Annotated in this window: 11 protein-coding genes; 4 read left to right on the top strand and 7 right to left on the bottom strand. The window is 66.1% G+C overall.

Annotated elements, in window-relative coordinates; all coding sequences use genetic code 11:
- Nucleotides 1-247: 247 nt before the first annotated feature.
- The gene (locus ACXYMR_RS05630; protein ID WP_458941782.1) at nt 248-2428 is read right to left on the bottom strand and encodes a primosomal protein N'; all 2181 of its coding nucleotides are present in this window, start codon (nt 2426-2428) and stop codon (nt 248-250) included.
- 49 nt (nt 2429-2477) lie between these two features.
- On the bottom strand, nt 2478-3065 hold the full coding sequence (locus ACXYMR_RS05625; RefSeq protein ID WP_458941781.1) for a hypothetical protein: 588 nt from the start codon (nt 3063-3065) through the stop codon (nt 2478-2480).
- A gap of 97 nt (nt 3066-3162) precedes the next feature.
- On the opposite strand from ACXYMR_RS05625, the gene ACXYMR_RS05620 reads away from it, so the two are divergent.
- The 4 genes from ACXYMR_RS05620 (at nt 3163) to ACXYMR_RS05605 (ending at nt 5769) form a co-directional block, all read left to right on the top strand.
- A complete protein-coding gene (locus tag ACXYMR_RS05620) occupies nt 3163-3849 on the top strand; it encodes a DUF484 family protein (protein ID WP_458941780.1) in 687 nt (228 codons plus the stop codon).
- On the top strand, nt 3831-4763 hold the full coding sequence (locus ACXYMR_RS05615; RefSeq protein ID WP_458941779.1) for a tyrosine recombinase XerC: 933 nt from the start codon (nt 3831-3833) through the stop codon (nt 4761-4763). The genes ACXYMR_RS05620 and ACXYMR_RS05615 overlap by 19 nt, the downstream gene beginning before the upstream one ends.
- A 70-nt stretch (nt 4764-4833) precedes the next feature.
- Nucleotides 4834-5451, top strand: coding sequence for a hypothetical protein (locus ACXYMR_RS05610; protein ID WP_458941777.1), 618 nt, complete (start codon nt 4834-4836; stop codon nt 5449-5451).
- Nucleotides 5452-5769, top strand: coding sequence for a winged helix-turn-helix domain-containing protein (locus ACXYMR_RS05605; RefSeq protein ID WP_458941776.1), 318 nt, complete (start codon nt 5452-5454; stop codon nt 5767-5769).
- A gap of 6 nt (nt 5770-5775) precedes the next feature.
- On the opposite strand, the gene ACXYMR_RS05600 is transcribed toward ACXYMR_RS05605, so the two are convergent.
- From ACXYMR_RS05600 to ACXYMR_RS05580, 5 genes are all read right to left on the bottom strand, one after another.
- Nucleotides 5776-6324, bottom strand: a complete 549-nt coding sequence (locus ACXYMR_RS05600; protein WP_458941774.1) for a GNAT family N-acetyltransferase — start codon at nt 6322-6324, stop codon at nt 5776-5778.
- A 175-nt stretch (nt 6325-6499) separates the two neighbouring features.
- The gene (lpdA, locus tag ACXYMR_RS05595) at nt 6500-7900 is read right to left on the bottom strand and encodes a dihydrolipoyl dehydrogenase (RefSeq protein ID WP_458941773.1); all 1401 of its coding nucleotides are present in this window, start codon (nt 7898-7900) and stop codon (nt 6500-6502) included.
- Nucleotides 7901-7988: 88 nt separating this feature from the next.
- The gene (locus ACXYMR_RS05590) at nt 7989-8444 is read right to left on the bottom strand and encodes a hypothetical protein (protein ID WP_458941771.1); all 456 of its coding nucleotides are present in this window, start codon (nt 8442-8444) and stop codon (nt 7989-7991) included.
- A gap of 41 nt (nt 8445-8485) precedes the next feature.
- Nucleotides 8486-10057 carry a 2-oxoglutarate dehydrogenase complex dihydrolipoyllysine-residue succinyltransferase gene (odhB, locus tag ACXYMR_RS05585; RefSeq protein WP_458941770.1) on the bottom strand — a complete coding sequence of 524 codons (1572 nt, stop codon included), beginning with the start codon at nt 10055-10057 and terminating at the stop codon, nt 8486-8488.
- 33 nt (nt 10058-10090) lie between these two features.
- Nucleotides 10091-13090: a 2-oxoglutarate dehydrogenase E1 component gene (locus ACXYMR_RS05580; protein WP_458941769.1), complete on the bottom strand. Its 3000-nt coding sequence runs from the start codon at nt 13088-13090 to the stop codon at nt 10091-10093.
- Nucleotides 13091-13145: the final 55 nt, after the last annotated feature.

Genomic DNA, 13145 nt, shown 5'->3' with positions numbered 1-13145 from the left:
CCGGGTCGGTCGGTCCTGTCGGCCGGCGACCCCGGCGGGGCTGCGGGCGGCGAGGAGCGGCACTATTGGAGGACCGTTCCAGACCAGCCCGCCTTGCCAACTCGGGTCCTTAGAGGCTCGGTCAAATCTCCGCATGCGGGACGGTGTCGACGTCCAGTTCTTAATTCGCAGGACGCCTGCACCGTCCCGCATCCTCATCCCGCCAGGCGGCAGCGCCGTGGCGCTGTTCGGCGTGGTCGGGAGCACCTCAAATGAAGCTGTACGGCTCGACGTCGATCGACACCCTTACCGAGGGCGGCGTCTTCACCCGGGCCTTCCAGGCGCGAAGGTAGGCGGAGATGTCGATCGACTTGTCGGCGCGAACGAGGATGCGACGGCGGTGCCAGCCGCGCACGATGGCCCGCGGCGGTTCGGCCGGCCCCCAGATGTCGACGCCGTCTGTGGCTGGCGCGGCGGCCGCGAAATCCTCGGAAACCTGGAGCACGGCATCGGGGTTCTGCGACATGAAACCGATGGCGGCGAGCCGGCCGAAGGGCGGCAGGCCGAGCATTTCGCGGGCCATGAACTCGGTTTCCAGGAAGGCGTCGCGGTCTCCGGCCATCAGCGCCTGGATGGCGTCGTGGTCGGGCTGGTGGGTCTGAAGCAGGGCACGTCCGGGGCGGTCGGCGCGCCCGGCCCGCCCGGCGACCTGGACCAGGGTCTGGAATGTGCGTTCGCCGGCCCGAGGATCGCCTCCGGCCAACCCCAGGTCGGCATCAATGACACCGACCAGGGTCAGACCGGGGAAATTGTGGCCCTTGGCCGCGATCTGGGTGCCGACAAGGATGTCGATCTCGCCGCGCTCCATGGCGGCCACGATCTCGGCGCCCGAAGCGGTGTCGGACGAATAGATCTCGACCCTTGCATCAGGAAAGCGGTGCCGGGCCTCCTCGGCGACGCGTTCGACGCCGGGCCCGATACTGGTCAGGCTGTCCTCGGCCTGGCAGGCCGGACAGCGCTTCGGCTTGGGCATGGAAAAGCCGGTGACGTGGCAGACCAGGCGGCCGGTATAGCGGTGCTCGACGAGATAGGACTGGGTGTCCGGCGACACCATGCGATGACCGCAGGCGCGGCACAGCACCAGCGGCGCATAGCCACGGCGATTGAGATAGAGCAGGCACTGCTCGCCACGCTCCAGCGTGTCGGCCATCGCCTCGACCAGCGGCGGGGAGATCCAGAACCCCTTGTCCGGCGGCGCCTCGCGCAGGTCGATGGTGTCGATCTCGGGCAGGATGGCGGTGCCGGGGCGGGCGTCGAGGCGGACATGCTCATAGCGCCCGGCCTGGGCATTGAGGAGGCTTTCCATAGACGGTGTGGCCGAGGCCAGAATGGCCATGGCGCCCTCCAGCTTGGCCCGCACCACGGCCAGGTCGCGGGCCTGGTAGGCCAGCCCTTCGCCCTGCTTGTAGGTCGGGTCATGCTCCTCGTCGACGATGATCAAGCGCAGGTGCGGATAGGGCAGAAAGAGCGCCGACCGGGCGCCGACGACGATGCGGGCGCGGCCCTCGGCCACTTCGCGCCAGGCCCGGCGGCGCGCCTTGGGCCCGGCCGCGGAATGCCACAGTGCCGGCTCGGCCCCGAAACGGGTACGAAAGCGCGACAGCACGGCTTCGGTGAGGGCGATCTCGGGCAACAGGATGACGATCTGGGCCCTGGGGTCCTGACGCAAGACCTCCGCAATGGCCTCGAAATAGACCTCCGTCTTGCCCGAGCCGGTGACCCCGTCGAGCAGGGCGGCCTGGAACCCGCCGGCGCGCACCAGGCGGCGAAGCACGCCGGCGGCCTCGACCTGCTGCAGCGTCAGATCCAGACCCTCGCGCTCCGGGTCAGGCTCGGCATAGGGCGGATCGACCGGGCGGCGGATCTCCTGCAGCGCTCCGAGCTTGGCCAGGCCCTTGACCACCGAGGCGGTGACCCCGGCCTCGCGAGCCAGCTCTGCAGCGCCGGCTTCGCCCAGCGCCTGCATGGCATCAAGCACGCGCTGGCGCGCCTCGGTCAGGCGGTCCGGAAGCACCGGGCCGCGCCGGTAGACAGTCTCCATCGGCGAGGGCTTGAGCGCATCACGGGCGCGCAGCACCGAGCGCAGGACGATGCCCGGTGGCTGGACGTGGTAATTGGCGATCCAGTCGACGAAACGCCGCGTGCCGGCCGGGATCGGCGCCCCCTCGGCGCGGCCGTCAATGGCCTTGAGCTTGCGCTCCGGATCGGTGCGCTTGAGCCCCCAGACGATGCCGCGCACCGTGCGCTTGCCCAGCGGGGCGTAGACGTGATCACCCTCGGCCAGCTCCACGCCGTCGGGAATGAAATAGTCGAAGGCTTCCGGCAAGGGCAGCGGAAACAGGATGGCGGCGCAATTGGGCGCGGGACTGTCGGGAGCGGCGTCGGTCACGCCCCAGCTTTGCCCCAGCGCGCCCTGGTGGTCCAGTGTGCGATGCCGGTCAGTCGGTGACGCGGCGCCAGGTATAGGTGCGATTGGGAGCGCGGCGGCCGTCTGCGGACACGGTGTAGCTGCGCGTCTCGTGCGTGTCGGCGCCGAGGATGAGGAAATCGTGGGCTTCCGTGCGCACCGGCAGTCCGGGCGCGGCGAAGCGCTGGCTGGCCCGCATCGAGCCCGCAGGCGCGTCGTCCGCGATCGGCACCAGAACACCCTCGCCCATGGCCCCGCCCCAGCCCCACTGGTCGAGCACCGCAGCATTCGCCGCGGCATCCCAGTAGGCGCGGAAATGCCAGAAATCCGGGCTCGACCCGCTCGTCTCCACGCCGTACAGCCGGCCGGCGAAGCTCCAGCCGTCAAAAGCCGGTTCGAACTCGACGCGATAGGCGTGGAAGGGCTCGGCCGCGGACCGGTAAGACGAATTGTCGGCCTCCCAGACGCCGCCCTGGCGGGTCATGTATTCGACATGAGCCGGGAACCAGTCCGGCATGGGGGCACCGACGTTCTGCCGCAGGCCAGCGACGTCCCGCGGCTTGTCAGGCTGGGCCACCACCAACGCGGCCAGCAAGGCGGCACAAACAATGGTATTCATGACCCACATCTCCCGAACGACACGCTGCCGCCGCGGATTGCCTCTGGCAGCCGGATCAAGGGAAGATTGACGGATTTTGAAGCGGGAGACAATTGGCATGGCGGATCGCGAGACCCCGGCGACGGGAGCGGAGATGGACCTCGAGGACGTGCGCGAATTCCTGGTCGACAATCCGGATTTCGTGCGCGAGGACGCCGAACTGTTTGCCCTGATGTCGCGGCCCGACGATACGGGTGAGGTGATCGATCTGGGCGGCCGGGCCCGCGACAAGCTGCTGGGCGAGCTGCGCCAGCTCAAGGCGCTCAATGCATCGATCATCGAGACCGCCCGGGCCAATCTGGCGACGCAGTCGCAAATCCACATGGCGGTGCTCGGCCTGCTCGAGGCCGACAGCCTGGAAGCGCTCGACAGCAAGATGGCGTCGCGCCTGACAGGCGCGCTCGGAGTTGATGTGTGCCGGGTGCTGATCGAAGGACATGCGCCGCTTGAGAACGGCGAGTCGATTCTGGGAGCCGCCGAGGGGTTCGTCGCGGACGTGCTGGGTGAGAAGGTCGAAAAGCTTGGCCCGGTCGACCCTCAGACCGCCCTTGCCCTGTATGGTCAGGCCGGCGCCCGGGTCAGTTCGCAGGCCCTGGTACGGCTCGATTTCCAGGGCCATGACGGGCTGATGGCGCTGGCCGCCCGCGACGCCCACCTGTTCGAGGCCGGACAGGGGACCGAACTGCTCAACTTCCTGGCCCGCGCCCTGGAGCGCATGATCGTGCAATGGATGCATCACCGCTGAGCAACAGCCTCGATACCGCCCGCGCGGCCTTTCTCGATCACCTGGCCGGGGAGAGACGGCTGAGCCCCCGTACGGTCTCGGCCTATGAGCGCGACCTTGACGGATTTTCCGAATTCCTGACCGATCACCTCGGCGGACCGGTCAGCCTGGCCCGGCTGGGCGGGCTCACCGTGCGCGATTTTCGCGCCTGGATGGCATCGCGCCGGCGGGCCGGGCTGGCGCCGCGCTCGCTGGCCCGCGAGCTGTCCGCCCTGCGCAGCTTCTTCGCCTATGCCCGTCGCCGCTGGGGCGTCGAGAACGCCGCGCTTGGCCTGGTGGAAAGCCCCAAGCTCGGCCGCGCACAGCCCAAGCCGGTCAGCGAGGAGGCGGCGGCAAACCTGATCGAGGAAGCCGGCCGTCGCGGCCGCACCGACTGGGTCGAGGCGCGTGACGCGGCGGTGCTGCTCCTGCTGTATGGTTGCGGCCTGCGGATTTCCGAGGCGCTGGGCCTGACCGGACGCGACCGGGCGCCCGGCGACACCCTGCGCATTCGCGGCAAGGGCGACAAGACGCGCATCGTGCCGGTCCTGCCTGCAGTGCGAGACGCCGTGATCCGCTATTCCGAGCTGTGCCCGTTCGACATCGAACCGGACGCCGCCCTGTTCCGGGGCGTTCGCGGCGGCGCACTGGGGGCACGGGCGGTCCAGGCCATGATGGAAGACCTGCGCCTGCGGCTGGGACTGCCGCCGACCGCGACACCGCACAGCCTGCGCCACGCCTTCGCCACCCACCTGCTCGCGCATGGCGGCGACCTCCGGGCAATTCAGGAACTGCTCGGCCATGCCAGCCTGTCGACAACCCAGATCTACGCCGACGTGGAATCCAGTCGCCTGCTGTCATTGTACGACGCCGTGCATCCACGCGCCCGCAGTTGAGACATTCCGACACCGCTTGCCAGCCGACCGCCCAGCATTTACTTTGAAATTCAAAGCATGGGAGGCGAGTATGAGCGAACAGTCTGATCTGGCCTATCTGAAACGCGTCGCCGAGGCCGGCTCCACGGCCCCGCTCCTGGGCGGCCGCTTCTTCATCTGGTGGGGCGGACTGGCCTCGCTGGCGCTGCTGGCGCACTGGGCCGTGCTGGTCGGAGCCGTGCCGCTCGCCAGACCCCAGATCGGCTTCATCTGGCTGGCCTACGGCCTGGTGGGCTCCGCCGGCATGCTGGTCCTGGCGCGCAGCCTCGCCGGCAAGCCGGGCTCGGGATCGGCGGCAAATCGCGGCGAAAGCGCGGTCTGGCAGGCCGTGACCATAACCATCTTCGCCTACGCGATCGGCCTGGTCATCGCGTTCCTGACTGAACGCATCAGCGATCCGGTCCTGTTCGACACCATCCCCCTGATCGCGTTCGGCCTCTACGGCGTTGCCTTCAAGGTGGTGACACGGCTGGGTGGGCCGGCCTGGCTGGGTCGCCTGGGCTGGCTTGCCTGGGTCGGCATGGCGCTGGGCCTCAGCCTGCTGGGAACGTCCTGGCTCTACCTGTACAGCGCTGCGCTGGTCGGCACCCTGGCCATCATTCCGGGCCTCGCCCTGCTGCGGTCGGAACCGGCGGCGGAGCCGGTCTGAATGACAACCGATTTCGACGCCAGCACCCTGGATGATGCCATCCACGGTCGCTTGAGGCTGGCCATCATGGCTTACCTGTCGGCCGTGTCGGAAGCCAGCTTCGCCGAGATCAAGGCACAGACAGGTGCCACGGACGGCAATCTGTCGGTGCACCTGCGCAAGCTGGCCGAGGCCGGCCATGTCGATATCAACAAGCGCAAGGTTGGGCGCAAGACGCTCACCAGTGCCGGCCTGACCGAGAGCGGACGGGCCGCATGGAGCGCCTATCTCGAGCAGCTGCAACGCCTGATCGACAGCCAGAAACCGAAGACCGACTGAACCGGCTCAGGCGGCCTTTTGCGAGCGCTGGTGTGACCAGGCGATCACATCGAAGCCTTCGTCGGTGTCGGTGAAACGCCGCGTCTGTCGAAAACCCGCCTTTTCCAGCACGCGGTGCGAGGCATCGCGATCGTCCCGGGTATGCGCAATCACCCGGCGTACCCGCCCGTCGCCATAGGCCCAGTCAAGCAGCGCATTAACGCCTTCCGTCGCCAGGCCCTGTTCGCGGTAGGAGGTGAGCATGGAATAGCCGATCTCGACCTCGCCATCGGCATTCGGTGCGCCTTTGAATCCGCCGGAACCCAGCAAGCGGTTCATCACCGTCGATATGTAGACCCAGCCATACCAGCCAGCATCCTCCGGGTGCTTGTGGAGCTGGTCGTGTGTCCACCTCATCTCAGGTTCGGAAATCAGGTCAGGTGGCCAGGCCGGTTCCGGCTCGACCCCAAGGGCGGCGAAAAAGCCGGCCCGGTCCTGCAGCTGGAGGCGTGCGGTTTCCTCCGTCAGGGCGACCAGTCGCAAACGCGACGAAATGATTTCGATCGGCTTCGACATGCCGCTCAACGCTTTCTGTCCTATCCCCCGCCACCCCCGTCCGGGAGAGACGCCCATTTATGACAGAGCAAATCTGTCCTGTCCGATGAAATAATTGCGAGCGAGCCCGGTGGCCAGCACCGAAGCGATGCTAGCCGACTGATGTTCACGGAGCCGAATCAGACCCTTCGCTGGATCACGCTTGCATCGTCCATCCTTCAACGCCCATGGCAGCCTGGCGGATCGCCTCGGTCATGGTCGGGTGCGGATGGCTGGTTCGGGCCACATCTTCCGAGGCAGCGCGGAACTCCATCGCCAGGCAAAGCTCGCTGATCATTTCGCCGACATTGGCGCCGATCATGTGAGCCCCGAGGATTTCATCGGTTTCGGCATCGGCCAGAATCTTCACGAAGCCGTCCGGGGTGTGGTTGGTGCGAGCGCGCGAATTGGCCTGGAAGGGGAACTTGCCCTTCTTGTACTTGCGGCCTTCCGCCTTGAGCTCGTCCTCGGTCTTGCCGACGCTGGCAATTTCCGGGCTCGTGTAAACGACCCCCGGAATGGCGTCGTAATTGACGTGGCCGGGCTGGCCGGCGATCAGCTCGGCGCAGGCCGTGCCTTCGTCTTCCGCCTTGTGCGCCAGCATCGGGCCCGAGGTGCAGTCCCCGATTACCCAGACATTCTCGGCACTGGTGCGGAAGCGGTCATTGGTGATGACACCGCGCTGATCGGGTTCGATCCCGACATTCTCCAGGCCGAGCCCTTCGGTGTAGGGGCGGCGACCGATGCAGACGAGGACCGTGTCAGCATCAAGCGTTTCGCCCTCGCCGCCGCCAGACGGCTCGATCGAGACCTTCAGCGTATCACCCGAAGCGTCGACACCTGTGACCTTGGTCGACAGGCGGAACTCCATGCCCTGCTTGGCGAAGATGCGCTGAGCGGTGCGTGCCAGCTCGCTGTCCATCCCGGGCAGGATGCGGTCAAGATACTCGACAACGGTGACCTGGGCGCCAAGACGGCGCCAGACCGAGCCGAGTTCCAGGCCGATAACGCCAGCGCCGATGAGTACCAGATGGCCCGGCACCTTCTCGAGACTGAGCGCGCCCGTCGAGGACACAACGCGTTTCTCGTCAATCGTCACATTCGGCAGCGGTGTGACCTCCGACCCGGTGGCGATCACGATGTGCTTGGTCTTGAGCACGCTCTGACCGTCTTCGCCATCGACCTCGACCTCACCCTTGGCCCGGATTCTCCCCTTGCCGCGGACGTAATCGACACCGTTCTTCTTGAACAGGAACTCGATGCCCTTGGTGAGACCGTCAACGGCCTCGTCCTTCTGCTTCAGCATCTGCGGCAGGTCGAGCGTGACACCGCCGGTCTTGATGCCCAGGGCCCCGAACTCGGTGCTCGCGGCCTCGTAGAGCTCGGATGCATGCAACAGGGCCTTGGAGGGGATGCAGCCGACATTGAGGCAGGTACCGCCGAGCGTGCCGCGCATTTCGACACACGCCACTTTGAGCCCAAGCTGACCCGCCCGGATGGCGCAGTTATAGCCGCCGGGGCCGCCGCCAATGATCACGACATCGTAGGTATCCGACATATTGTCCTCGTTTGAGCGCCTGGATGTTGGTCGAGAGCCTTACAGGCTCGGGAGCTTTGGGAAAAGCACCGCAGTGAAGTTGCCGGCCCTAGCGAGCCGGCCGCGAAGGATTGAACATGACGCTCAGGGTCAGGCCCAGGAGCACGACCAGCATGACCCAGCGCGCCACGGTAATGATCAAGGTGACCGGAACCCCGCCGGCGTCGATATGGGCGTGCGCCGCATTTCCCGCTGCATCTGTGGCCGACATGACCCAGCTTGCGGCGTGGTTCAGGATCAGCAGCACCACGAGCCCGAATGACACGGACGGTCGGACCCAGACCGAGACCGCGACCGCGCAAAAGCCGGCGATGACCAGGACACGCCGCACCAGGTATGGCCATTCGCGGGCCGCTATGTCGGCCGAAACAGCCGGATTGGTCCACAGCGCGCCCTCAATGCCCGCCTGGCTCAACAGACCGGCCAGGAGATAGCGCAAGGAATACAGGGCCAGTGCGGCTGCGAGGCCGGTCACGGTCAGGCGGATGACAGTATTTTGCGACATCGACGCCCTCCCTGACCGGACCCGGCTATTCGCTTGAGCGCCTAGAGATCAAACAGCAGACGCTGCGGGTCTTCCAGCGCATCCTTGACCCGGACCAGGAAGGTCACCGCTTCCTTGCCGTCCACGATGCGGTGATCGTAGGACAGCGCCAGATACATCATCGGTGCGACCTTGACCTCGCCATTCACGGCGACCGGCCGCTCCTGGATCTTGTGCATGCCCAGAATACCCGATTGCGGTGCATTGAGGATCGGCATCGACATCAGTGAGCCGTACACACCGCCATTGGACAGTGTGAAGGTGGCGCCCTGCATCTCGTCAATCGTCAGTTTGCCGTCGCGGGCGCGCTTTCCGAGACGGATGATTTCCTTCTCGATCTCGGCCAGGGACATCTGGTCGGCATCGCGCACCACCGGGACAACAAGTCCGCGCTCGGTGCCGACGGCGACGCCCATGTCGTAATAGTTCTTGTAGATGATGTCGGTGCCGTCGATCTCGGCATTGACCGCCGGGATCTCCTTGAGGGCATGGACACAGGCCTTGATGAAGAAGCTCATGAAGCCGAGCTTGACGCCATGCTTGGCGACAAAGGCTTCCTGGTGGGTCTTGCGTGCCGCCATGATGGCCGACATGTCGGCCTCGTTGAAGGTGGTCAGAATGGCCGCCGTGTCCTGGGCCTCCTTCAGACGCTTGGCGATGGTCTGGCGCAGGCGGGTCATGCGGACGCGCTCCTCGCGCGGACCGGTATCGCGCTTGGCGGCTGGGGGCTCCGGCGCCTTGGAGGCAGCCGGCTTGTCGCGTTCCGGCGCCATGTGAGCGTGCTCGTCGAGCTTCTTGCTCTCGGCGGCCTGACGGGCATCGGCCTTGGTCACACGACCATCCTTGCCGCTGCCCTCGATGGCGCCGGCATCGAGATTATGCTCTTCGACGATGCGCGCCGCCGATGGCATCACCTTGGCGTCGCCGGCCTTGGAGCTGGCGGCACCGGACGGCTTGGCCGGGGCAACAGCTGCGCCTTTGGAAATGCGGGCCACGGCATCGCCGGGAGCCACAGCATCGCCTTCTTCAACCAGCAACTCGGCCACCGTCCCGGCGCTTGGCGACGGGACTTCCACCGCCACCTTGTCGGTTTCGATCTCGACCAGGGCCTGGTCGACCTCGACCGTGTCGCCAACCTTGACCAGCCACGACCCGATCGTGCCTTCGGTCACGGACTCACCCATCTGTGGCACGGTCGCGTCGACGGCCTCACCGGGCTCGGCGTCGGATGCGCTGTCGGGTGTTTCACTGCCCGCTTCCGTCGCGTCGCCTTCATCGGCGGCTTGCGCCGGGGCCGCTTCGGCAGTGGCCTCAGCGGCAGCCGGGGCTTCCCCGCCCGAGCCGGCTGAGATCTCGCCGAGCTTGGCACCGATCTCCACGGTGTCGCCTTCCTGAGCGACAATCTCGCCCATCACACCGTCGGCTTCGGCGCGCACTTCGACGGCCACCTTGTCGGTTTCCAGTTCAACCAGCACGTCATCGCGGGACACCGCGTCGCCGGTCTTGACCTGCCAGCTGCCCACGGTCGCCTCGGTCACGGATTCGCCGAGCTGGGGGACGGTAATGTCGGTCATGGCTCTGTCTTTCCTTGCAGAGGTGAGTGCGCCCTAGGACAGCGCTTCGTTCACCAGGGCTTCCTGTTGTTGCTTGTGCTTGGAGGCGATGCCGGTGGCGGTCGACGCCGTCGGCGGGCGACCGACATAGGCCGGGCGCTGGGCCTTGCCTTCGATCTTGCCCAGCACGTACTCGATATTGGGCTCTACAAAAGTCCAGTAGCCCATATTGCGCGGCTCTTCCTGGCACCAGACGATGTCGGCATTGGGGAAGCGCGCGAGTTCGGAGAGCAACGCCTTGTAGGGGAAGGGATAGAGCTGCTCGACACGCATCAGGTAGACGTCGTCGGTACCGCGGCTCTCGCGCTCTTCCAGCAGATCGTAATAGACCTTGCCCGTACACATCACGACCTTGCGAATCTTGTCGTCCGGCTGCAGGTCGAGGCTGGTCTGGCGGATCTCGCCCTCGGCCCGCTGGGTGGTGTCAGCATCATCCCACAGCACACGGTGGAAGGAAGAGCCCGGCCCCATGGCCGCGAGGGTGGACACACAGCGCTTGTGGCGCAGCAGGCTCTTCGGCGTCAGCACGATGAGGGGCTTGCGGAAACCGCGGTGGATCTGGCGGCGCAGGACGTGGAAGTAGTTGGCCGGGGTCGAGCAATTGACAACCTGCATGTTGTCTTCGGCGCACAGCTGCAGGAAGCGCTCCGGGCGCGCCGAAGAATGCTCGGGACCCTGGCCCTCATAGCCGTGCGGCAGCAGCATGACGAGACCGGACATGCGCAGCCACTTGCGTTCGCCGGAGGAGATGAACTGGTCGATGATCACCTGGGCGCCGTTGACGAAATCGCCGAACTGAGCCTCCCACATGACCAGCGTGTTCGGGGCGGACAGTGAATAGCCATATTCGAAGCCGAGCACGGCTTCTTCCGACAGCATGGAGTCGATGACTTCATACTTCATCTGCTCGCCGCCGAGATTATTGAGCGGCGTGTAGCGCTCCCCGGTTTCCTGGTCGATCATGTGGGAGTGACGCTGGGAGAAGGTGCCGCGTCCGGAATCCTGGCCCGACAGGCGCACCGGGAAACCCTCGGTCAACAAGGTACCGAAAGCCAGGTGCTCGGCCGTGGCCCAGTCGATATTCTCGCCGCTCTCGATGACCTTGCGGCGCCCGCCTATGACACGCTTGAGGGTGCGGTGGATATTGAGGTCCTTCGGAATGCGGGTCATCGCCTTGCCGACGGATTCCAGGCATTCCATGGTCGCCGAGGTTTCGCCGCGACGGTCATCACCTTCCGGCAGGCCAAGGCCGGACCAGCGACCGTCGAGCCAGTCGGCGCTTTTGGGCTTGAAGTCCTTGCCGGCCTCGAACTCGCTTTCCATGAAGGCGTCGAATTCGTTCTCCATCGCCTCGGCCTCGGCCGAGGACAGCACGCCTTCGGCGATCAGGCGGTCCTGGTATTTCTTGCGCACCGGCGGCATGTCCTTGATGACGCGGTACATGATCGGCTGGGTGAAGGTCGGATCGTCGCCTTCATTGTGGCCGTAGCGCCGGTAGCAGAACATGTCGATGACCACGTCCTTGCCGAAAATCTGGCGGTACTCGGTGGCGATGCGGGTCGCGTGCACGACGGCTTCCGGATCGTCGCCATTGACGTGGAAGATCGGCGCCTGGACCATCAGCGCCACATCCGACGGATAAGGGCTCGACCGGCTGTCCTTGGGGTCCGTGGTGAAGCCGATCTGATTGTTGACGATGAAGTGGACGGCACCGCCGGTGCGGTGACCGCGCAGGCCTGAAAGGCCGAGACATTCGGTAACGATACCCTGGCCGGCGAAAGCCGCATCGCCGTGCAGCAGCAGTGGCAGGACCTTCGAGCGCGAGGTGCCGGCTTCCTTGCGGCAATTCACTTCCTGCTTGGCGCGCGCCTTGCCCAGCACCACCGGATCAACCGCTTCCAGGTGGGACGGGTTGGCGGTCAGAGAGAGATGGACGGTATTGCCGTCGAACTCGCGGTCGGAGGAAGCACCGAGATGGTATTTGACGTCCCCGGACCCGAACTCTTCCTCGCCCTGGGTCGAGCCGCCCTGGAACTCGTGGAAAATCTGCTGATAGGGCTTGCCCATGACGGCAGCGAGCACGTTGAGGCGGCCACGGTGCGGCATGCCGAGGATGATATCCTCGACGCCCATGGCGCCACCGCGCTTGATCACCTGCTCGAGCGCCGGGACCATGGCCTCGGCCCCGTCAGCCCCGAAGCGCTTGGTGCCCGGATAGCGCTTGTGCAGGAATTGCTCGAAGCGCTCGGTCTCGATCAACTTTGCAAGGATTGCCTTGCGACCCTCCGGCGTGAAGGAAATGTCCTTGTCCGGACCTTCGAAGCGTGATTGCAGCCAGGCCTTCTCCTCTGGATTGGAGATGTGCATGAACTCGACGCCGATCGGGCCGCAATACGTGCGCTTCAGGATATCGAGCATCTGACGCGGGGTCGCCGTGTCGAGGCCGAGATAGCCGTCGATGAAGACTTCCTCGTCCATGGCCGCGCCGGTAAAGCCGTAGCTCGCCGGGTCGAGCTCGGCCTGGTAACCGAACTCGGTCAGGCCCAGCGGATCGAGGTCCGCGGCAAGGTGACCGCGCATGCGGTAGGCGCGGATCATCATGATGGCGCGGATCGAAGCCTGGTTGGCCCGGCGCTGCGCCGCGATGTCGACCTTGCCCGTCGGCGCAGTGTCCGCCTTCGGCGCCAGCGGCGTCGTCGGCAGGTCGTCCGCGTCGACACCGAGGCTGGCCATGTCGCCAAGCGCGCCAATAAGGTCGCCATCAGCGGCCGGCGGCCAGTCACTGCGCTTCCAGCTCGGCCCGCGCGCGGCGAAGCCGACCGGGCCCGCCTCGTCGCCCATCGCGTCGAAGAAGCGGCGCCAGCCCTCGGGCAGCGAGCCCGGGTTCTCGGCGTACTGCGCGGCCATCTGCTCGAGATAGACGGCATTGGCACCTTGCAGGAAAGAGGTTTCCAGGAAGGTCTGGTTCTGGTCGGAGCGTTTGGTGTCAGACATGGGGGGAGACGGCCTGAGTCAGGAGTGTGTCCGGATGCTCTTAATCCGGGACGGT

Source organism: Maricaulis sp. CAU 1757, assembly GCF_054482675.1.
The sequence above is the reverse complement of the archived record's forward strand: the minus strand, read 5'-3'. Positions and strand labels throughout refer to the sequence as shown.